The 20,275-nt window shown below is 58.0% G+C and carries 19 protein-coding genes; 14 read left to right on the forward strand and 5 right to left on the reverse strand.

Annotated features, from left to right (window positions below):
• Positions 1–50 precede the first annotated feature (50 nt).
• Genes JWR17_RS18015 through JWR17_RS18030 form a run of 4 tightly spaced genes read left to right on the forward strand, consistent with a single transcriptional unit; the run spans position 51 to position 4,253 of the window.
• Positions 51–1,199 carry an acyl-CoA dehydrogenase family protein gene (locus JWR17_RS18015; RefSeq protein WP_299833317.1) on the forward strand — a complete coding sequence of 383 codons (1,149 nt, stop codon included), beginning with the start codon at positions 51–53 and terminating at the stop codon, positions 1,197–1,199.
• Positions 1,200–1,201: 2 nt separating this feature from the next.
• A complete protein-coding gene (locus tag JWR17_RS18020; RefSeq protein ID WP_299833318.1) occupies positions 1,202–2,275 on the forward strand; it encodes an acyl-CoA dehydrogenase family protein in 1,074 nt (357 codons plus the stop codon).
• Complete coding sequence (locus tag JWR17_RS18025) at positions 2,272–3,075, forward strand: crotonase/enoyl-CoA hydratase family protein (protein ID WP_299833319.1); 804 nt, start codon at positions 2,272–2,274, stop codon at positions 3,073–3,075. Before JWR17_RS18020 ends, JWR17_RS18025 begins: the two co-directional genes overlap by 4 nt.
• A gap of 53 nt (positions 3,076–3,128) precedes the next feature.
• On the forward strand, positions 3,129–4,253 hold the full coding sequence (locus tag JWR17_RS18030) for an acyl-CoA dehydrogenase family protein (protein ID WP_299833320.1): 1,125 nt from the start codon (positions 3,129–3,131) through the stop codon (positions 4,251–4,253).
• A gap of 288 nt (positions 4,254–4,541) precedes the next feature.
• Here JWR17_RS18030 and JWR17_RS18035 read toward each other — a convergent pair whose 3' ends face one another.
• Positions 4,542–5,723, reverse strand: a complete 1,182-nt coding sequence (locus tag JWR17_RS18035; protein ID WP_299833321.1) for an acetyl-CoA C-acyltransferase family protein — start codon at positions 5,721–5,723, stop codon at positions 4,542–4,544.
• 84 nt (positions 5,724–5,807) lie between these two features.
• Between JWR17_RS18035 and JWR17_RS18040 the strand changes: the two genes are divergently transcribed.
• Positions 5,808–6,989, forward strand: coding sequence for an AraC family transcriptional regulator (locus JWR17_RS18040; RefSeq protein ID WP_366944175.1), 1,182 nt, complete (start codon positions 5,808–5,810; stop codon positions 6,987–6,989).
• Here the strand turns inward: JWR17_RS18040 and JWR17_RS18045 are convergent.
• The 3 genes from JWR17_RS18045 to JWR17_RS18055 are packed head-to-tail and all read right to left on the reverse strand — an operon-like array spanning position 6,949 to position 9,788.
• Positions 6,949–7,791 (reverse strand): phytanoyl-CoA dioxygenase family protein, encoded by an 843-nt coding sequence (locus JWR17_RS18045; RefSeq protein WP_299833322.1) that lies wholly within the window; start codon positions 7,789–7,791, stop codon positions 6,949–6,951. The genes JWR17_RS18040 and JWR17_RS18045 overlap by 41 nt on opposite strands.
• A 4-nt stretch (positions 7,792–7,795) precedes the next feature.
• Positions 7,796–8,575, reverse strand: a complete 780-nt coding sequence (locus JWR17_RS18050; protein ID WP_299833323.1) for an ABC transporter substrate-binding protein — start codon at positions 8,573–8,575, stop codon at positions 7,796–7,798.
• A gap of 37 nt (positions 8,576–8,612) precedes the next feature.
• Positions 8,613–9,788, reverse strand: coding sequence for a M20 aminoacylase family protein (locus JWR17_RS18055; protein WP_299833324.1), 1,176 nt, complete (start codon positions 9,786–9,788; stop codon positions 8,613–8,615).
• 221 nt (positions 9,789–10,009) lie between these two features.
• Here JWR17_RS18055 and JWR17_RS18060 point away from each other — a divergent pair, with 221 nt between their 5' ends.
• Entirely contained in the window at positions 10,010–10,924 is a 915-nt protein-coding gene (locus JWR17_RS18060; RefSeq protein ID WP_299833325.1) for a LysR family transcriptional regulator, read from the forward strand.
• On the opposite strand, the gene JWR17_RS18065 is transcribed toward JWR17_RS18060, so the two are convergent.
• Positions 10,921–11,922, reverse strand: coding sequence for a helix-turn-helix domain-containing protein (locus tag JWR17_RS18065; protein ID WP_299833326.1), 1,002 nt, complete (start codon positions 11,920–11,922; stop codon positions 10,921–10,923). The genes JWR17_RS18060 and JWR17_RS18065 overlap by 4 nt on opposite strands.
• A gap of 384 nt (positions 11,923–12,306) precedes the next feature.
• Here JWR17_RS18065 and tssA point away from each other — a divergent pair, with 384 nt between their 5' ends.
• The 8 genes from tssA to tssG all read left to right on the forward strand — a co-directional run bounded on the left by tssA (position 12,307) and on the right by tssG (position 20,262).
• Positions 12,307–13,365, forward strand: coding sequence for a type VI secretion system protein TssA (gene tssA / locus JWR17_RS18070; protein ID WP_299833327.1), 1,059 nt, complete (start codon positions 12,307–12,309; stop codon positions 13,363–13,365).
• Between the two features lie 34 nt (positions 13,366–13,399).
• On the forward strand, positions 13,400–13,903 hold the full coding sequence (gene tssB, locus JWR17_RS18075) for a type VI secretion system contractile sheath small subunit (RefSeq protein ID WP_299833398.1): 504 nt from the start codon (positions 13,400–13,402) through the stop codon (positions 13,901–13,903).
• A gap of 24 nt (positions 13,904–13,927) precedes the next feature.
• On the forward strand, positions 13,928–15,415 hold the full coding sequence (tssC, locus tag JWR17_RS18080) for a type VI secretion system contractile sheath large subunit (protein ID WP_299833328.1): 1,488 nt from the start codon (positions 13,928–13,930) through the stop codon (positions 15,413–15,415).
• An 84-nt stretch (positions 15,416–15,499) separates the two neighbouring features.
• On the forward strand, positions 15,500–15,991 hold the full coding sequence (locus tag JWR17_RS18085) for a type VI secretion system tube protein Hcp (RefSeq protein ID WP_299833329.1): 492 nt from the start codon (positions 15,500–15,502) through the stop codon (positions 15,989–15,991).
• A gap of 51 nt (positions 15,992–16,042) precedes the next feature.
• A complete protein-coding gene (locus tag JWR17_RS18090; protein WP_299833330.1) occupies positions 16,043–16,864 on the forward strand; it encodes a type VI secretion system accessory protein TagJ in 822 nt (273 codons plus the stop codon).
• The gene (tssE, locus tag JWR17_RS18095) at positions 16,857–17,369 is read left to right on the forward strand and encodes a type VI secretion system baseplate subunit TssE (RefSeq protein ID WP_299833331.1); all 513 of its coding nucleotides are present in this window, start codon (positions 16,857–16,859) and stop codon (positions 17,367–17,369) included. The genes JWR17_RS18090 and tssE overlap by 8 nt, the downstream gene beginning before the upstream one ends.
• Entirely contained in the window at positions 17,366–19,243 is a 1,878-nt protein-coding gene (tssF, locus tag JWR17_RS18100) for a type VI secretion system baseplate subunit TssF (protein ID WP_299833332.1), read from the forward strand. The genes tssE and tssF overlap by 4 nt, the downstream gene beginning before the upstream one ends.
• The gene (gene tssG / locus JWR17_RS18105) at positions 19,228–20,262 is read left to right on the forward strand and encodes a type VI secretion system baseplate subunit TssG (protein WP_299833333.1); all 1,035 of its coding nucleotides are present in this window, start codon (positions 19,228–19,230) and stop codon (positions 20,260–20,262) included. The genes tssF and tssG overlap by 16 nt, the downstream gene beginning before the upstream one ends.
• Positions 20,263–20,275 lie beyond the last annotated feature (13 nt).

Consider the following 20,275-nt stretch of genomic DNA (forward strand, 5'->3'; position numbering starts at 1 on the left):
CTCCCTTCCCGGAGTGGGCCGCTCCTGTGTCCAGCTTTTGAGAGCGCACCATGGCGATCACTCAGTTCACGTACAGCACAATTCCCCCGGAAGCCGAGGCGCTGCGCGCCGAAGTTCGCGAGTTTCTCAGCGACACGTTGGCCGATTATCCGCCTAGCCTTCGCGCGCACTCCTGGATGGGTTTCGATGCCGAATTCAGTCGTAAATTAGGTCAGCGCGGTTGGGTTGGTATGGCTTTGGCCAAAGAATATGGCGGCGCGGCGGCGGGCCCGTTCGCTCGCTACGTCATCATCGAAGAGCTGCTCGCTGCCGGCGCACCGGTCTCCGCGCACTGGATTGCTGATCGGCAAAGTGGCCCGTTGATCCAACGCTTCGGCACCGAGCAACAAAAGCAATTTCACTTGCCGGCGATCTGTCGCGGCGAGCGCTTTTTCTGTATTGGCATGAGCGAACCTAACTCCGGTTCGGACCTGGCGTCGATCAAGACCTCGGCCACTCGCGATGGCGATGGCTGGCGGCTCAACGGCCAGAAAGTCTGGACCACCAATGCCCACCACTCCCATTACATGATCGCCTTGGTGCGTACCGGCGAGAAATCGGCAGCGCGTCACGAGGGCATGTCGCAGTTCATCGTTGATTTGAGCTTGCCGGGGATTTCCGTCCGACCGATTCGTGATTTGGCCGGTGGCGAGCATTTCAACGAAGTGTTCTTCGATGATGTACTGCTCGGCCCCGATGCGTTGGTGGGCACCGAAGGTAAAGGCTGGGATCAAGTGACCGCAGAGTTGGCTTTCGAGCGCAGCGGCCCGGAACGCTTCCTCAGCTGCATGGCATTGTTCAAGACCTTGGTGGACGGTATCGGCAAGCAGCCGGACGCGTTGCAATCCCGTGAAATCGGTCGCATGGCGGCCAAGCTGGTGACATTGCGCAATATGTCGCTCGCGGTAACGGCGCAATTGGCGGCGGGCGAACACCCGAGCTGGGCGGCATCCTGCGTTAAGGACCTCGGCAACCTGTTCGAACAAGAATTGCCCGAAGTCGCACAACTGTTGCTAGCCGATGAACCGACTCAACAGGGCGGCTCATCTCATGCGCAAGTTTTGGCCTATCTGACCCAGATGGCGCCGTCATTTTCATTGCGCGGAGGCACCCGTGAAATTCTGCGGGGAATCATCGCGCGCGGATTGGGGTTGCGATAATCATGCGTGAACTCTTTGAATCAAGCATCGAACGCCTGCTCGGCGATGTGGCCACCACTGAATACCTGCTCGGTTGCGAAAGTGGCGTCTGGCCGACCCGCTTATGGGAAGCCCTTGAGGAATCCGGGTTTACCTTGGCCGGAGCGCCCGAAGCGTTGGGCGGCGCCGAAGCAGGGTGGTCTGACCTGTACGTGATTGCCCGAGCAGCCGGGCGTTTCGCGGTGCCTGCGCCGTTATGCGAGGCCCTGCTAGGTAATTGGTTGCTGGGCAAAGCCGGAATCGAAGCGCAAAGCGGTGTGTTGAGTTTCAGCGCCGACGCCAACCTGACCCTGCGCGACGGCCGCGTTTACGGCACAGCCCGGGCAGTGCCATGGGGTCGCCATGCACAGTCACTGGTAGCCATCGCTGATGGCGGCACTGAGTGGGCGAGGGTGGTTTTGTTGTCTCGCGCCAGTGCCACGGCCGTGGCTGAACGTCTGAACGTAGCGGGTGAGCCGCGTGACTATCTAGAGTTTGCTGGTGCCACACCGCTGGGATCTGCGGAATTGCCAGTGGGCTTATCGTCCGACGTGCTGCAACTGGGCGGCGCACTGTTGCGTTCGGCACAAATTGCCGGTGCCTTGCGCAGCTTGATGGACATGACTTCCGGGTATGCCAGGGATCGTAACCAGTTTGGTAAACCCATCGGTGCTTTTCAGGCGATCCAGCAGCAACTGGCGGTGTTTGCAGAGCACGCTGCCGCCGCCAACATTGCGGCCGAAGCGGCGTTTGTTGAATCAGACACCGCGCTGGCAGCCTTCACTATTGCGGTTGCCAAAGTCAGCACTGCTGAAGCCGCCAGCGTCGGCGCTGGCATTGCCCATGCCGTACACGGTGCCATCGGCTTTACTCAAGAATACTCGTTGCATTTGTTCACTCGGCGTCTGTGGGCCTGGCGCAGTGAATTCGGTTCCGCGACCCTGTGGAGCCGACGTCTCGGCGAGCAGGTGTGCCAGGCTGGCGGTGACGGCTTATGGCCGTTGTTGACTCGCCACGCGTCGCAGCCTTTGACCTGCCTGACGGAGACCTCGGTATGAGCACGCCATTTCTACAGATCGAGCGCGACGGCGGTGTAGTCAGCGTTCGCATGAACCACCCCGATACCCGTAACGCCTTGACCTCGCCGGAGCAGATTGAAGAGATCGTCCAACTCTGCGCCGAATTGCGTCGTGACAAAACCGCCCGCGTCATGGTGCTGACCGGTAACGGCAGCGCGTTCTGCGCCGGTGGCAACGTCAAGGACATGCGCGAGCGTGGTGGAATCTTCGCCGGTTCACCTTATGAGTTGCGCGGCACTTATCGCGACGGCATCCAACGTATACCGCTGGCGTTGTATGAACTGGATATCCCGGTGATCGCGGCTGTCAACGGGCCGGCTATTGGCGCGGGGCTGGATCTGGCCTGTATGTGCGATATCCGTCTTGCCAGCCCAACGGCGCTGTTTGCCGAAAGCTTCGTCAAACTCGGCATCGTCCCGGGCGACGGCGGCGCATGGTTGCTGCCACGGATTATCGGCATTCCAAAAGCCAGCCTGATGGCTTTCACCGGCGACACCATTGACGCCGCCAAGGCACTCGCCTGGGGGCTGGTTGAGCAAGTGTGTACCCACGAGACCCTGGACAGCGAAGCACATGCATTGGCGCAGCGGATCGCCAGCAACCCTGGACACTCGTTGCGATTGTGCAAACGCCTGCTGCGCGAAGGACAACATATGCGCCTGGATTCCTTACTGGAGCTGTCAGCTGCCTATCAAGCATTGGCGCACCACACCGAAGATCATCAGGAAGCCGTCGCCGCATTTGTTGACAAGCGCAAACCGAATTACACGGATCGCTAAGCACCAGGTGTTGAGTACAAAGCGCCGTTGAATCAATTTTTGGGAGTCAAACCATGCGTGGCGTTTTCCGTGATGATCACAATATGTTTCGCGATCAAGCCCGACGCTTCGTCGATCGGGAAATCGTGCCTTACCTGCACGAGTGGGAAAAAAACGGCATCGTGCCTAAAGAAGTCTGGCTGAAGGCGGGTGAAACAGGCCTGTTGTGCTCCACGGTGCCGGAAGAATACGGCGGCCCCGGTGGCGATTTCGGACATTCGGCGGTCATGATTGAAGAGCTGGCGCGGGCCAACGCCACGGCGGTTGGTTTCACTACCCATTCGGAAATTGTCACGCCGTATATCGTTGCTTATGGCAGCGAAGCACAGAAACAGAAATGGCTGCCGCGGATGGTCAGCGGTGAAATGATTGGGGTGATTGCCATGAGCGAGCCGGGCATCGGCAGCGACCTGCGGGCCATGCGCACATCGGCACGACGTGACGGCGACGACTACATCGTCAACGGCCAAAAAACCTTCATAACCAATGGCGGCAATGCCGGGTTGATGGTTACCGCCACCAAGATCGATCCTGCCGCCAAGGAACTGACCTTGATCTGCGTCGAGGAAGACCGCCCGGGCTTCGCCAAAGGTCGTTTGCTGGAAAAAATCGGACTCAAGGGCCAGGACACGTCAGAACTGTTCTTCGACGAAGTGCGGGTGCCCGTCGGCAATCGGCTCGGGGAAGAGGGCATGGGTTTCAAATACCTGACCCACCAATTGGCCTGGGAACGCCTGATCATCGCCATCCGCGCCGCGCAGTCCATCGATACGCTGCTGGAAGAAACCATCGCCTATACCCGCGAGCGCAAAGTGTTTGGCAAACCGGTACTGGATTTCCAAAACACGCGATTCAAACTGGCCGAAGCCAAGGCCCAGTCAACCATGCTGCGAGTGTTCGTCGACGATTGTCTGGGTAAAGTCATGCGCGGCGAACTGACCCCCGATATCGCAGCCATGGCCAAACTGCTGGGATCGGAGATGCAAGGCAAACTGCTGGATGAGTTTTTGCAACTGCATGGCGGGTATGGATTCATGAGTGAATATAAGATCAGCCGGGCATGGGTCGATGCCCGGGTGGCGCGGATCTACGGGGGTACGTCGGAAATCATGAAAGAGATCATCGGGCGGACGTTGTAACAACGGATTGTTAGCGGCATCCGTGCAGGCTGTGTGGGACTGGGTTTATCCATGAGGCGGGTGGCGCGGCCTTTCTTCAGATGAACTCCCACACGCCTCCATACCGATCTGGACAACTGTAAGCGCTGCGCCCCAATCCTGGTGGGAGCGAACGTGTTCGCGAATGCCACGACCGGTCTATCAGACAGACCGAGCCGCCTGCCTTTCGGTCCCACCGATCAAGGCATGGCGTTGGATATAGGGCAGTCCATAAATCCTGGTGCGAACTTGTTCGCGAGCTAACGCTCTTTACACCCGCTCAAATATCGCCGCAATACCCTGACCGCCACCAATGCACATGGTCACCAGTGCATACCGGCCGCCGATGCGCTGCAACTCATGTATGGCTTTGGTGGCGATGATCGCGCCTGTTGCGCCTACCGGATGCCCCAGGGAGATTCCGGATCCGTTGATGTTGACCTTGGCTGGGTCCAGGTCCAGTTCCTGAGTGACTGCACAGGCCTGTGCGGCGAAGGCGATGTTGGCTTCGATGACGTCAAGGTCGGCGACGGTCAGGCCGGCACGCTTGAGGGCCAGGCGCGTTGCAGGGATCGGCCCAAGGCCCATCAGCTCCGGTTCGACACCCGCGTGGGCATAAGCCACCAAACGGGCGAGGGGACGCAGGTTGCTGGATTTGACCGCAGCGCCGGTGGCCAGCACCAGCGCCGCTGCGCCGTCGTTGAGCCCGGAAGCGTTGCCGGCGGTGACTGAGCCGTCTTTCTTGAACGCTGGTTTCATCTGTGCCAGTTGTTCCAGCGAGGTGGCACGCGGGTGCTCGTCTACGTTGAACAATTGGGTGCCTTTGCGGCTGCGAACTTCGACGGCAGCGATCTGCTCGATGAAACGTCCGCTTTCGATGGCGAAGCTCGCGCGCTGTTGATCTTGCAGCGCTAACGCGTCTTGCATCTCTCGGGTGATACCATTGCGCGCCGCGATGTTTTCCGCCGTGATACCCATGTGAATACCCTGGAAGGGGTCGTGCAAAATGCCCAGCATGTAATCGATGGCTTGGGTATCTCCCATCCGCGCGCCCCAGCGAGCCGCAGGCAAGATGTAGGGGCTGCGGCTCATGGATTCGGCACCGGCGCCAACGGCGATTTCGGCGTCGCCCAATAACAGGGTTTGTGCTGCCGAGATTATTGCCTGCAATCCAGAGCCACAGAGTCGGTTGACGTTAAAGGCCGGTGTTTCCTTTGGAATGCCGGCATTCATCGCTGCAACCCGAGAGATATAGGCGTCTCGGGTTTCGGTGGGGATGACGTTGCCCATCACCAGGTGCTCGACTTGCGCCGGATCGACGCCGCCGCGTTCGAGGGCGGCCTTGACCGCCGTGGTTGCCAGATCGGCAAGTGGTACATCTTTCAATGAGCCACCGAACGTGCCGATGGCGGTACGAGCAGCACTGACGATGTAAACCTCGGGGCGATTCATTGCAGTGTTCCTTATTGGTTTGGCGAGCGGTTAGAGTGAGCGGTGGGACCGCTAACAGCTCTGCTGATTCGTATATGAACGGCTATGGATTTTACCGACAGTCTAAGCTGTCCTGAAGCCTCGGGCCTATGCCCGAACTGCCCAGAACAATTGCCACTTTTTGCCATAGGCGTCACAGGCTTGATGAAAGAAAAGCATTCAGTATCGTCATACTTCGCCAAGGCGCTGCTTTATTCCTTTCGGGAAAAACCCTTGGGCATTCAGCGGCTACTAGAGACGGCGGGGATTGCGGCTGGCTCATTGGATGAACTGCCAGAAAGAATATCTGCAAAGGACTTTTCGGCGCTTTGGCTGGTGGTGGTACAGGCGCGTCGCGATGAGTTTTTTGGTTTGGACTCCCACGGTATGCCTTTGGGCAGTTTCGCTTTAATTTGCCGAGGGTTGATTCAGGCACCTTCAGTGGAAAAAGCGCTGAGCCAGTCACTTGAGTACTTCAAACTCTTTCTGCGTGACGTGGAATGCAAAGTGGAACTACGTGAAAAGCAAAGAGTGGTGGTGGTGCGCTACACCGGCGGGGATGAATATCTTCGTGCTGTCGTTACTGAAACGTTCCTGGTGTTGATTGTCGGCTTGATGTGTTGGCTCGCAGGTCGACGCATACACATGACTCGGGTGCAGTTCGATTATCCGCTACCGGGACATGGCGATGAGCAGTTGCTGTGGGGAAGTGGGGTTATTTTCAATGCAGGCAGTACTGAAATTGAACTCGACCCAGAAGGCCTGAGGCTCCCCATCAGTCCAGATCGCCAGTCGCTTTATGCCTTCTTGCGCAACGCACCGCAATCGGTGTTCATCCGGTTTCGTAACCGCGAAGGCTACAGCGCTCGTGTTCATCAGCGGCTGAAATCCTGCCGTTACGATCTGTGGCCGACCTTAGAGCAACTGGCGACCGAATTTGCCCTCAGTCTTAGCAGCCTGCGTCGTGCGCTTACCCGAGAGGGGGCTAGCTACCAGCAAATTAAAGATGACATGCGACGCTCAATAGCTTTTGAGCGTTTGCGAGACACGTCGATGAGCATCGCCGATATCGCCCAGGAAGTGGGTTTTCGCGAGCCGAGTGCATTTCACCGGGCGTTTAAGCAATGGACAGGCGTCAGTCCTGGGGCTTTTCGCCAAAGCGCACTCGCCGTTGCGCCTGCTCCAGCGCTGACAAGCGACCCACTGGCTATTTTTGCAAGAGCACCGGAAAAAGCAAATCGTCCATGATCGCACCTTCGGGCAGGCGGTCGCGCAGGCCCGGAAAATCGGGTGAGGTCACCCAACGCCGTGGGGCATGGCGAACGTCGTCGCCGAGCATTCGCACTGAGAACGCGCGGCGTCGATGCTCGCCGCCAACCCCGGCAGATGCATGCAAGGTCAGCATGTTAAAACACACCAGATCACCCGGTTGCAGTGCCCAGCCAAGAATCGGGAAATCTTCGCGGTGCTCCTCGATTTTTGGCAGATCGGCCAAGCTACCTTCGGCGAACCATTTGGCCTGGTTGTCCATAAACGAGCGCGGCATCAGCCAGGGCCCTTGATGCGACCCAGCGACAAACTCCAAAGTGGATGCCTGCGCTACCGGATCCACCGGAATCCAGAAGCTGATCGTGTCCGAACCGCTGATGTTGTAGTACGGCTGATCCTGATGCCAAGGGGTACGCTGCCGGGTGTTGGGTTCCTTGACCAGAAGGTGGTCGTGATAGAGCCGCACCTGCTTGCTTCCAAGCAGACGCTGTGCGATAGCCGCCAATGCGGAGTCGTGAATGACCCTTCGGTAATGCTCGTTGTCCTGCCAGTTGCAGAAGTCCTCGAAGAACCAGCCAGGGTCATCTGCATCACTCGCCACCTTGGCCCTGGGGCTAGGGTGCGAGAGGTTCTGTTCGATGCCGGCCTTGAGCTGCTCGATCTGCCCGTCGGTCAGTGCATTGCGGATGCACAGGGCGCCGTGTTCGCGGAAAAAAACCTGGGCCGCTTCGCCCAGATCGCTGGCCTGGAAGTCGCCATCGGTGGCTGTGAATGTTGTCATGCCGTCACTCACCATAAACGTCATAGTTGAAGTACTTGTGGGCGATACGATCGTATTCCCCGGATTTGCGCAGGGCGGCGATGGCACCGTCCAGTTGATCATGCAGCGCCGTGTCGTTCTTGCGAATACCGATGGCGACTCCGTTACCGATGATGCTCTTGTCAGTGATCGGATCGCCGGCGAAGGCAAAATCCTTGCCTTGAGGTTTCTGCAACAGGCCGATATCCCCCTGCACTGAGGCCTGAAATGATGCGTTCAGTCGTCCAGCTATCAGGTCCATAAAGACTTGGTCCTGGGTTTGGTAGGACTGTATGAGGGCGCCGGCGGTGGCCCACTCAGACTTGGCGTAGGTTTCCTGTAGCGAACCCTGGACCACTCCGACTGATTTACCCTTGAGTGACGCCGCTGTCGGCAACAGCCCGGCGTCCTTTTTGGCAATCAGCGACGAAGGCGCGACGTACAGGCGCTGGCTGAAGTCGACTTGTTTGCGGCGCGCTTCGGTGTCGCTGAACGCCGAGAGAATGCCGTCGAACTTGCGGGCCTTGAGCGCCGGGATCATGCCGTCGAAATTCTGCTCGACCCAAACGCACCGCGCCTTGAGTTCTGCGCACAAGGCATTGCCCAGGTCGATATCGAAGCCGGTAAGGGAACCATCCGGTTGCTTTTGCTCGAAGGGCGGATAGCTAGGGTCAACGCCAAAGCGGATCACGCTCGCAGCATGGCTCATGGAGACCATCAGGAGCCCGGAGATCAGGGCAGCACAGTGCAGGTTCAGTCGGAGCATGGAAGCCTCATCCAGTGGTCAGGTTGATGAAAAGTAATCAGGGACGCACCGACAGGAATGCCTCCGTCAGCTTGATCCAGTAGCCGGCACCGCGCATGAGATTGTCGTCATTGAAGTCATAGCGAGGGTCATGAATCATGCAGCTTTGCTCGCCCTCGCCGTTGCCGATGATCAGGTAACAGCCGGGGCGCTCGCGCAGAAACCAGGCGAAGTCTTCACTTCCGTTGAACGGTTCGATATCGGTCAGCACGTCGTCCTCACCCAGCCAATCAATGGCGACCTGCGTGGCGAATTCGGTCATGACCGGATCATTGACCAGTAGAGGGTAATCGGCGCTGTAGTGCACTTCTGCGGTAGCGCCGAAAGCATCTGCCTGAGCGTGAATCAAATGCTTGATCCGGACCTCCAGGCGGTCGCGGACGGTGTTATTCAACGCGCGAACCGAGATAAGCATTTCGGCGGTGTCAGGTATGACATTGGAGGCCTTGCCCGCAGTTATTGCACCGACCGTGATTACGCTCATCTCCTGAGGAGAAACGTTGCGCGAGACGATGGTCTGCAACGCCATGATGATGCTTGCGCAGACGACCACCGGATCGACACAGTGATGGGGCATGGCACCGTGGCCGCCGTGGCCCTGCACGGTTACTTTGACCTGATCTGCCGATGCCATGAAAGGGCCGGCGCGAAAGCCCAGCTTGCCTTGTGGGTAGCCGGGCATGTTGTGCATGGCAAACAGCGCGTCGCAGGGAAATTGCTCCAGTACACCTTCTTGAATCATGCGCCGGGCGCCCGCCAAACCTTCTTCAGCGGGCTGAAAGATCAGCCGCACGGTGCCGTCGAACTCGCTGTCATGAGCGAGTACCCAAGCGGCGGCCAGAAGCATGGTGGTGTGACCATCATGCCCGCAAGCGTGCATCTTGCCAGGCACTTTGCTGGCATAGGGCAGGCCGGTCTTTTCCAGAATCGGCAAGGCGTCCATGTCGGCGCGTAATCCCAGTACCCGTGGGCCGCTACCTTTTCTTAGCGTGCCGATGACGGCGGTTTGCGCAATGCCTCGGTGTACTTCGTAGCCCCACTTTAATAAGCGTTCGGCCACCAGTTCACTGGTGGCATATTCCTGATAGCCGAGCTCCGGATTGGCATGGATGCGCTGACGCAATTCGCGCATCTCGGCTTCGATCGGCTTTAATTGGCGGTGCACGTGCGGCATTGGCAAGATTCTTCCATAGTCAATTTGAATACGTGACGACGAATCAGCTGTTGGGCCCTATGGCACCGCTCGCGTCCGTAGGATTCGCCTCAGCGCGGAGCGGGGCGCATTGTTGTGGTGCGCCGTGATTTATCGGCTATGGGCTTAGCATAGGCGGGGCGGCGTAAGCTTCACAGGCAAACGGCGCTGAACGCGGCAACCCAGGGTTAACAGGCGGAACCATGAAGTTTTATCAGCTCAACGTGTTAGTCGCAGTGGCCGAAGCGGGCAGTATCCGAGGGGCGGCAAAGCGGCTGGATACTTCGCCAGCGGCCGTGACAAAGGCTATCCAGAAGCTGGAGATAGAAACCTCGTTGCAGCTACTGGTGCGCAATACTTCCGGGATCGACCTTACAGAGGTCGGTCAACGCCTGCTGGTTCAGGCCCGTCTACTGGTTGCGCAAATGGACAGCGCCAGCCATGTGGTTGCTGATTGCAAAGGTGAGTTGACCGGCCGTCTGGCGATAGCGGTCACGCCGTGGCTGGCGATGACCTTGCTGCCCCAGGTCACCGTAAGTTTTCGTCAGCGTTTTCCTCATGTGCAACTGGAATTGCATGAAGGGTTGTCCTCGATTGCCTATCCGCGCCTGCGCGATGCCAGCCTCGACCTGTTCGTTGGTCGCCTCGATAGCCAGTGTTCCAACGTCGATCTCACTTACATGCCCCTGTTCACCGCTGATTGCGCCGTGGTGGCAAGGCGCGGTCATCCTTTGGCAGATTGTCATTCGTTGGACGAGCTGGCATTTGCCGACTGGATTCTTTCTGCCCCCCATGACGGCGACTTTGTCGCTCCAGGACACGTCCATTTTGCTCATTCGCTATCAATCATGCTCAGCCTGCTACGAGAGACAGACATGCTCAGCGTCTTTCCGTGGCCGCTGGTGGAAATCTGCGCCCAGCGTGAAGGCCTGTGCTCGCTGCCGTTGCGCGAGTCTGTAGGAAGCGCCTTGGTCGGCGCGATCAGCCGAAGCGGCCAACCTTTAAGGCCAGCGGCAGAAAAGTTTCTGGAATGCCTGGTATCCACCATCCGCAAAGAAATGAGCGAACCGAAGTCGCCCTATCGACGGATGTTGCAGACGGTGGAGTGGTTGATCTAAACCGGGCATAGAACCGCATCAGCGACAACTGGCCGACCGCAGAGTCGATTGAGGGCCATGGTGCGGTGGTTCTGTGGCGATATTCCGTAAGATCGGCGAAAAGCTCGGGTGAAATCCGATGCGCTATTGAAACCTAGCCCATAGGCAATTTCGATGACTTGCCGTTGCGGGTGCTTGACCAGCTCGTCAGCCGCTTCACGCAACCGCCGATTGCGGATATAGCAACCCAGACCTCCCTCGTGCTCGAACAACCGATACAGCGTATGTCGGGGCAGTTTCAGGGCAGCCACCACACTTTCCGGCGATAGCCAGGGCTGATGCAGATTGCTATGCACGAAGCCTCGGGCCTTGCCGAACATGGCATTGCGGGAGTCGGCGCGGACGGTGCCACACAGCATGGCTTGCTTGCCGAATGCCGCCAGTATCATTTGGACGCTGATATCGAAAGCGACTATGGCCTGCAGTCGGCTCATTTCGGGCAGGCTCAGCGCAAACGCTATTGCCTGTTCTGTCAATCGCCGCGAGGGTGCGCATGCGTGTTCGAAAACACGTCCGTGCAGGGAGTCGGCATGGGGCAGGGTGGCCTCGACGACGCAACGTGGCACAAAGAACGTCAGTGCCCTGTACGCGCTGTGCTTGATCACCACGGGTTGATTCATATCCAACGCAACGATGGTGGCCAGAGGCGCGTCACGGCGTTCGAACCCTGGGGCTTCCAGCGCCTCGATACCGCCATGGGTAAAAACGCGAAAAGCGTAATCACGAAGGTTATCGGTTGAAATTCGTGTCACGCAGCGCTGGAGCAGCAAGGGTTCGCCCGAGGAGTCTGTCAGTAGTCTGTTTCCGGCCTTGTAGCGATCGACAGAATCATGAAACAGGGTGTTGATATGCACGGTTGCGGGCGGCCCTTCGAAGTCCACGACGTCGAAATGGTTGTACTCATGGATAGAAGTAGTGGTGTGACGAGTCGCGGCGGGGAGGACGGCCTTTTTTATCAATTTAATGACTGCCCGGGATCAAGTCTTGCGTTGACGAATGCACAGGATTGGCCAGCGCAATAATAGTTGGGCCTGCGGTTGTTATTGGTGTTGGTTTGATGCGGATCCCTGTCAAGCCGGCAGGAGAATAGACGTTTCTTATGACAATTGCATTCGGCGGTTTAACACGGCGGGGTGTCACTGGGCAGGCGCCAGTATTCCGGCATACAACACCAGGCGAATAAAGTTCAAAAACTGCAACGCACGGTCAAGCCGCTTGGCAATCCTCAGTTACATTCCACATGGGTCGGGCAGGTCGAGAGTGGACCCCGATGGTTCATACGAGATTGATGGGAAAGCGTTTTTTATCCCGCGCAGTAGTTTTCTATGGAAAAAACAAAGTCCATGAGCTCATTCGACATCGACGCTTTATTGCGTGCAGTAGATCCGGAGTCGCCTTGTGGTCCAAACCTGGAATACGATCCGGCGTTCGTGGCACTGGAGCTGGCGGCACTGGGTAAACCCGAAGTGCAGTACGGCGACAGCATCACCGACGCAGTGCTTCCTGAATGGAAGCTGATCAAAAACCTTTCCCTCGAATTGCTCGAACGCAGTCGCGATCTGCGCGTGGCTATGCCATTGCTGCGGGCCAATCTGGTGATGCATGGCATCCCCGGCCTTGCCGACGGCATGCAGTTGATTGAGCGCTTGCTCGAAGAGCGTTGGGACACGGTGCACCCGGAGCTTGATCCCGACGACGACATGGACCCCACGCTACGGATCAACTCGTTAGCCGCGTTAGCGGACAGCGCCACCGTACTCAAAGACCTGAAAGAATCCGTTCTCGTGGTCCTGCCGGGGCTGGGTCCGCTGACGGTCCGGGGCCTGGAAATCGCTAACGGCGAACTCCCCCCCGCCGAAGGACAGGAAAGAATCGCCATTGCCTCGCTTGAGGCGGCACTGGCCGACGTCAATGAAATCGCACTGGCTGAATCTGTCGCTGCACTCGACCGCGCGCATGGCAGTGTCACCGCCATCGAAAGCCTGTTGGAGCGCCAGGTCGGCAACGCTCAGGCACTCAACCTCGACGCCCTGGCCCGACTGTTGAAACGCAGCCACAGCTTTCTCGCCGCTCAGTACGGCCATCGACATCCAAACGAACTCCCGATCACGTCCGCCCCGGATGCAGGTCTAGACCCTGCTCCTGGCAGCGGAACTGTGACGCCGCGAGCTGCAGTGATCAGCGGCGAAGTTGCCAGCCGGGAAGACGTGGTTCGCATGCTCGACAAGGTCTTGAAGTACTACAAGCAGTTTGAACCCTCCAGCCCGGTGCCGTTGTTGCTCGACAGGGCCAAGCGGCTGGTTCCCAAGAGCTTCATGGAAATCATGGAAGACCTGGCACCTGACGGTCTGGCGCAGTTATTGGTCATCCAGGGCAGTCAGGATGTCGCACAAGACGATTGACCGGGCATCTGTTCTCTAATTTATCGAGGTGATAATCGTGGCCAAAGAAAGTAGCCAGAAGTTTATCGCGCGTAACCGCGCGCCACGTGTACAGATCGAATATGACGTCGAAGTCTACGGCGCCGAGAAAAAAATCCAGCTGCCGTTTGTGATGGGCGTCATGGCTGATTTGTCCGGTCAGCCGGCGGACCCGCTGGCACCCGTTGCCGATCGCAAGTTCCTCGAAATCGACGTCGATAATTTCGACGAGCGTTTGAAATCCATGAAGCCGCGTGTCGCGGTGCAGGTGCCGAACACCTTGACCGGTGAGGGTAATCTCAGCGTCGAGATGACTTTTGAAAGCATGGACGACTTCACGCCTGCCGCAATCGCTCGCAAGGTCAGTTCGTTGAACGCGCTGCTCGAAGCACGCGGTCAGTTATCGAACCTGATGACGTATATGGACGGCAAGACCGGTGCTGAAGACCTGATTGCCAAGCTGCTCAGTGAACCGGCCCTGATGCAAGCGCTGACCTCGGCTCCAAAGCCGCAAGAATAACGTTGAACCTCCTGGAGAATGGCAATGGCTCAACTTGACGAGCAACAGCAGCAGGAAACCGGCACGCTCGAAATGAGCGATTTTGGCAGCCTGTTGCAAAAAGAATTCAAACCGCAATCGGACAAAGCCAAAGACGCCATCGAAGATGCGGTACGTACGCTTGCCGAGCAGGCACTGGTGGGCAGCAACCTGATCTCCGGTGACGTGCTGGCAACCATCGAAGGCCTGATTGCCGAGCTGGACAAGAAGCTCAGCGACCAGATCAACCTGATTTTGCATACGCCGCAATTCCAGGCGCTTGAAGGCGCATGGCGTGGTTTGCATCACCTGGTCAACAATACCGAGACAGACGAAACGCTGAAAATTCGCGTGATGAACATCTCGAAAAATGACTTGGGCAAAACCCTGAAGAAGTTCAAGGGTACGGCCTGGGATCAGAGTCCGATCTTCAAGAAGATGTACGAAGAAGAGTTTGGCCAGTTTGGTGGTGAGCCGTTTGGCTCCATCGTGGCCGATTACTACTTCGACAACAGCGCTCCTGACGTCGAACTGCTGGCTGGCATGGCGAAAATCGCGGCCGCCGCGCATGCGCCGTTCATTGCCGCTGCCGCACCGTCGGTGATGCTGATGGAGTCGTGGCAGGAGCTGTCCAATCCGCGCGATCTGACCAAAATCTTCCAGACCCCGGAACATGCTGCATGGCGTTCTTTCCGTGAGTCTGAAGACTCGCGTTACGTTGGCTTGGCCATGCCGCGCTTCCTGGCACGTCAACCCTACGGTGCCAAGACCGACCCCGTCGAAGCGTTTGACTTCGAGGAAGATACCTCGGCTGCCGAAAGCAAAAACTACACGTGGGCCAACGCGGCGTATGCCATGGCTGTCAACATCAACCGTTCCTTCAAGGAATATGGCTGGTGCTCGCGCATTCGCGGGATTGAATCAGGTGGCGCTGTCGAAGGCCTGCCTGTGCATACCTTCCCCACCGATGACGGTGGCGTAGCGATGCAGTGCCCGACCGAAATCGCGATTTCCGACCGCCGCGAAGCCGAACTGGCAGCCAACGGCTTCATGCCGCTGATCCACAAGAAAAACACTGATTTTGCCGCTTTCCTCGGCGCGCAATCGCTGCACAAACCGGCTGAATACGACGATCCGGACGCCACCGCAAACGCCAACCTGGCCGCGCGCCTGCCGTACCTGTTCTCGACCTGCCGCTTCGCGCATTACCTCAAGTGCATCGTGCGCGACAAAGTCGGTTCCTTCAAAGGCCGCGACGAAATGCAACGCTGGTTGTCGGACTGGATCACCAATTATGTCGACGGCGATCCTGCTAACTCCAGTGAAGCCACCAAGGCCAAAAAGCCGCTGGCCGCTGCTGAAGTGGTATTGGAAGAAGTCGAAGGCAACCCGGGTTATTACGCTTCGAAATTCTATCTGCGCCCGCATTACCAACTGGAAGGTTTAACCGTTTCTCTGCGTCTGGTTTCCAAGCTGCCGTCGGCGAAAGGCTGACCGCTGCAGGGACTGAATCTATCCAAACACTAGAAGGGCACGTTGTTTTGTCCTTCGCCTCTCACGCGAACAGTGGAGCAAAAAATGGCAGTCGATCTATTTATCAATATGGGTAAGGACATCGTCGGCGAGTCAGCCGACAAGGTACAGGGCAAGGCTGGCGATATCGACGTGCTGTCATGGAGCTGGGGGATGGCCCAGTCGGGCACTACCCATATGGGCACCGGCGGCGGCGCAGGCAAGGCCAGCTTCCAGGACCTTTCGTTCAATAAATACATCGACGTCGCCAGTAACGCATTGATGGTGGCGCTGGCCAAAGGCACACACATTCCAAAGGTCACGCTGTTGGCTCGCCGTGCCGGTGCCGGCCAGATCAAATACATGGAAGTGGTCATGGAAGAAGTCCTGGTGACGTCTATCTCCACCGGCGGTGGCGGTGCTGAAGACCGTTTCACTGAAAACGTGACGCTGAACTTTGCGAAAGTGAATTTCAACTACATTCCGCAAAAAGCCGACGGCAGCGCCGGCGCAGTCAAACCGTTTACGTGGAACATTGCCGGGAACTCCGATTCGTAATTTTCATGCGGGGCGGCCGTTTTGCGGCTGCCCTCTTTTTTGGAAAGTGCCATGCATCCACTAGAGCTTATCAACGAAGGCAAGCTTGCTGCGGCGCTCGCCGGGCTGCAGGACCTGGTTCGCAAGGATGCTGCAAATGCGAAATACCGAATTTTTCTGTTCCAGTTGCTTGCAGTCATGGGGCAGTGGAACCGCGCGTTGACCCAACTGAACGTGGCCGGCGAGCTTGAGGCTTCGGCCTTGCCTATGGTGCAAACCTACCGCGAAGCCATTCAGTGTGAAGCGCTGCGCAACGAGATTTTTGCTGGCGCCCGGCTGCCACTGATTTTCGGTGAGCCGCCAGCGTGGGTCGGTCAGTTGCTCGAAGCACTCAAATTCGCTGCGGCAGGCGACGCGCAACGTTCGAGCACCGCCCGTGAACTCGCGTTCGACGCCGCACCTGCCACTGGCGGCAGCATAAACGGCGAACGTTTCGAATGGCTCGCTGACGCCGACCCGCGTCTGGGGCCCGTGCTCGAAACAGTGGTCAATGGTCGCTATTTCTGGATTCCGATGCAGCGCATCCGACGTATAGAGATCGACGCCCCCGTAGATCTGCGTGACACCGTGTGGACTCCGGCCAGTTTTACCTGGACCAATGGCGCGCAAACCGTAGGCCTGATTCCAACTCGCTACGACGCAAGCGTGGCCAATGGCGATGAAGCCTTGTTGATGGCCCGCCGTACCGAGTGGGATGAAGTCACCGGTCACGGACTGGGTCAACGGATGTTGGCCACGGATGCTGGTGATTACCCACTCATGGATGTGCGTACGATCGAGTTCGACGTTTTGCCCGAACTGGAAGACGTCGCGGACGGCCCCCGCAATGGCTGAACTGGCACCCCGCGAACGGCTTCAGCCGTCATTACTTGATCGCCTCAGCGATGACGAACCGGACAAGACGGCTGAGTCCCGTGACCGACGGGTGTTGTCCCTGCGCACCTTGCGCGAAGGGGTGCTGCGTGACTTGGCCTGGCTGCTAAATACCACCAACTTGCTCTCATCGATTCAGCCAATCAAGCTGCCGCACCTGAGTAATTCGGTGATTAATTACGGTTTGCCGGATATCTCCGGGGTGACGGTTTCAAACCTTAATGTCAGTCAGCTTGAGCGGGGTATTCGCCAGGCGATCTGGGATTTCGAACCGCGCCTGATCCGCGCGTCGGTGTCGGTCAAGGCGCTCGCCAGTGCCGACAGCGATCACAATAAACTCACGTTTGAAATCGAGGCTGACCTATGGGCCCAGCCTTACCCGGAACGCCTGTACTTGAAAACCGAACTCGATCTGGACAGCGCCTCGATGTCGTTGACTGAGAACAATGGGCGAGGCAAGTCATGAATCCGCGTTTTTTACGCTATTACAGTCAGGAGTTGCAGCACCTGCGCGAAGTTGGCGGCGAGTTTGCCAGCGACTATCCGAAGATCGCCGGTCGGCTGGGCCTTGATGGATTTGAATGCGCTGACCCCTATGTAGAGAGGCTGTTGGAGGGCTTCAGTTTTCTGGCCGCGCGCGTGCAGCTGAAAATTGACTCAGAGTTCCCACGCTTCACTCAGCATTTGTCGGAACTGGTGTACCCACATTTTTTGGCACCCACACCTTCAATGGCCGTGGTGCAGTTGCAACCTGACCTCAGCAATCCAAGCTTGAAAGAGGGTTTCGTGGTGCCGCGCCACAGCACGATGCGCAGCGTGCTGGGCAAGGGCGATAACACCGCGTGCGAGTACCGTAGCGCTCACGACGTTACGCTATGGCCTATCGAACTGGTCGAGGCGAAATTCTTTACCCATGGCGGCACCCAGGCTGGGCTCGATGTGCAATTGCCGACCACGGTCAAGGCCGCTCTGCGTTTGCGTCTGCGTACCCACGGCGATGTCCCGTTCAAGGATCTGCCGCTGGATCGTTTGTGTTTGCACTTACGCGGTGGCGACGATCTACCCATGCGGATCTACGAGAAAATTCTCGGCAGTGTGCAAGGGGTGTTGGTCACACCGGTCAGTCGACCCGCTGGCTGGCATCGGTTGCTGCCTAAAAGCAGCGTGCAACCGATGGGCTTCAAAGAAAGTGAAGCGTTGTTGCCCAGTGGCAAGCGTACGTTTGCCGGTTATCGATTGCTGCAGGAGTATTTCGCTTTCTCCCAGCGCTATCAGTTTATTGAGCTGAGCGGCCTGAAACCCGCGCTGTCGTTATGCGCGGACAACGAAATCGAGATCACGATCCTGCTCAACCGTGGTGATCCACAGCTGGAGCAGTCCCTCGACCATTCGAACTTTGCGCTGCATTGCACGCCAGTGATCAACCTGTTCCAGCGACGGGCCGATCGCATTAACATCACTGACGAGCAATTTGAGTATCACGTATTGGTCGACCGCACACGGCCCATGGACTACGAAGTGTTCCAAATCGAGTCCGTCACCGGCTATGGCAACGGCCCGAACGCTGAACAGGCATTTCGTGCCTTCTATGATGCCAAGGACATTGGCGGGCTGAATCAGGATCAGGCGTTCTATCAAATACGCCGCGAACAGCGAACGATTTCGCAGCGTCAGCGACGTGACGGCCCGCGCTCCAGTTACATAGGCAGCGAGGCGTACATTTCTATCGTCGATGGTGCTGAAACACCCTATAGCAGTGAGCTGCGGCAACTCGGACTGTCGGTATGGTGCACCAACCGCGACCTGCCACTGTCGATGTCACTGGGGGTCGGCAAGACTGACTTCATCCTTGATTCCGGCGCACCCTTGATCGCGGTGCGCTGCCTGACAGGGCCAAGTCAGCCGCATCCATCCTTTGCCGAAGGCAGCGTCGCCTGGCGACTGCTCAACCAGCTCTCATTGAATTACCTGTCACTGCTCGACAGCGACCCGCAACAAGGTGCCGTCGCGCTACGGGAAATGCTGGCGCTGTATTGCCATCCCGGGGACGTCAATGGGCAGCGTCAGGTCGAGGGCGTACGTTCGATCAGTTCTCAGGCGATTACGCGCCGGATGCCGTCACCGGGGCCGATTACATTTGGCCGTGGCCTGCAAATCACCGTCACCCTCGATGACGCGGCGTTTGAAGGTACTGGCGCCTTTTTGCTGGGGGGCGTACTCAGTCAGTTCTTTGCGCAGTATGTCTCGATCAACTCGTTTACCGAGACCGTGATCAAGACTGTGGCGCGCGGCGAAATAATGCGGTGGCCGGCGAAGGAGGGGTTATGCGCGATCCTTTAGCCCTTGATGCGCAACTGGAAGCAAGCGCGGCACGCATGGATTTTTTCCAGGTGCTGCGCCTGATCGAAAATGCCCATCCGGAATTGCCGCGTATCGGCGCATCGTTGCGGCCGCGAGATGATGCCGTGCGTTTCGCACAGGATCCGACGCTGATTTTCCATCCGACCGCAGTGGGTGAGTTCACGCGTGCCAGCGCAGACGCCCGCGCTCGGCTGGCGGTCAACTTCTTCGGCTTGCTGGGCGCCAACGGGCCATTGCCTACGCACTTGACGGAATACGTACGTGACCGTTTACGCAACGGTGGCGATGGTACGTTGATCGCTTTCCTCGACGTCTTCCATCACCGCATGTTGTCGCTGTTTTATCGCGCACGAGCCAGCGCCGAGCCAACCATCAGCCTGGACCGCACCGCCGATGCCGACCGTTTTTCAGTATTTGTCGGCAGCCTGTTCGGCATCGGCGCGCCTGCTCTGCGCGAGCGCGACCATATCGGCGATTTTGCCAAGCTGCACTTCGCCGGGTTGCTGGCCAACCGGGCGCGACCGGCGTCAGGTCTGATATCGATTCTGCGAGAGTATTTCCAGTTGCCGCTGCGCATCGAGCAATTCGTCGGTCACTGGATGCAGCTGCCGAGCGAAATCCAGAGCCGGATCGGCAGCAACGAAGAGGGGAATCGCCTCGGCACTTCGTTGGTACTGGGACGCAGCGTATGGGACTGCCAAAACAAATTTCGCATCGTGGTGGGCCCGGTTGGCTACGACGACTACCAACGCTTTCTGCCGGGTGGCGACAGCCTGAAACGCATGCTGGCCTGGGTTAAAAACTATGTCGGCCTGACGCTGGACTGGGATGTGAGGCTGATTCTGGAAAAACAACAGACACCTCCTCTGCGGCTTGGCGCGGGTATGCGGCTGGGCTGGAGCACTTGGCTGACAAGTAATGTTCCACACCGTGACCCCGACCAGCTGTTGATCACTCAAAGCGTCATTGAAGGCAAAACCACCCAGGCTTGCGCATAGATCGCCTGCATAT

The organism is Pseudomonas sp. (assembly GCF_028293835.1).
In the GTDB taxonomy this organism is placed as follows: Bacteria; Pseudomonadota; Gammaproteobacteria; order Pseudomonadales; family Pseudomonadaceae; genus Aquipseudomonas.

Bases quoted from the DNA above. Each gene is read 5' to 3' on its own strand.
- JWR17_RS18015 (WP_299833317.1), top strand. From the start codon at position 51: ATGGCGATCACTCAGTTCACGTACAGCACAATTCCCCCGGAAGCCGAG.
- JWR17_RS18020 (WP_299833318.1), top strand. From the start codon at position 1,202: ATGCGTGAACTCTTTGAATCAAGCATCGAACGCCTGCTCGGCGATGTG.
- JWR17_RS18025 (WP_299833319.1), top strand. From the start codon at position 2,272: ATGAGCACGCCATTTCTACAGATCGAGCGCGACGGCGGTGTAGTCAGC.
- JWR17_RS18030 (WP_299833320.1), top strand. From the start codon at position 3,129: ATGCGTGGCGTTTTCCGTGATGATCACAATATGTTTCGCGATCAAGCC.
- JWR17_RS18035 (WP_299833321.1), bottom strand. From the start codon at position 5,723: ATGAATCGCCCCGAGGTTTACATCGTCAGTGCTGCTCGTACCGCCATC.
- JWR17_RS18040 (WP_366944175.1), top strand. From the start codon at position 5,808: ATGGATTTTACCGACAGTCTAAGCTGTCCTGAAGCCTCGGGCCTATGC.
- JWR17_RS18045 (WP_299833322.1), bottom strand. From the start codon at position 7,791: ATGACAACATTCACAGCCACCGATGGCGACTTCCAGGCCAGCGATCTG.
- JWR17_RS18050 (WP_299833323.1), bottom strand. From the start codon at position 8,575: ATGCTCCGACTGAACCTGCACTGTGCTGCCCTGATCTCCGGGCTCCTG.
- JWR17_RS18055 (WP_299833324.1), bottom strand. From the start codon at position 9,788: ATGCCGCACGTGCACCGCCAATTAAAGCCGATCGAAGCCGAGATGCGC.
- JWR17_RS18060 (WP_299833325.1), top strand. From the start codon at position 10,010: ATGAAGTTTTATCAGCTCAACGTGTTAGTCGCAGTGGCCGAAGCGGGC.
- tssA (WP_299833327.1), top strand. From the start codon at position 12,307: ATGAGCTCATTCGACATCGACGCTTTATTGCGTGCAGTAGATCCGGAG.
- tssC (WP_299833328.1), top strand. From the start codon at position 13,928: ATGGCTCAACTTGACGAGCAACAGCAGCAGGAAACCGGCACGCTCGAA.
- JWR17_RS18085 (WP_299833329.1), top strand. From the start codon at position 15,500: ATGGCAGTCGATCTATTTATCAATATGGGTAAGGACATCGTCGGCGAG.
- JWR17_RS18090 (WP_299833330.1), top strand. From the start codon at position 16,043: ATGCATCCACTAGAGCTTATCAACGAAGGCAAGCTTGCTGCGGCGCTC.
- tssE (WP_299833331.1), top strand. From the start codon at position 16,857: ATGGCTGAACTGGCACCCCGCGAACGGCTTCAGCCGTCATTACTTGAT.
- tssF (WP_299833332.1), top strand. From the start codon at position 17,366: ATGAATCCGCGTTTTTTACGCTATTACAGTCAGGAGTTGCAGCACCTG.
- tssG (WP_299833333.1), top strand. From the start codon at position 19,228: ATGCGCGATCCTTTAGCCCTTGATGCGCAACTGGAAGCAAGCGCGGCA.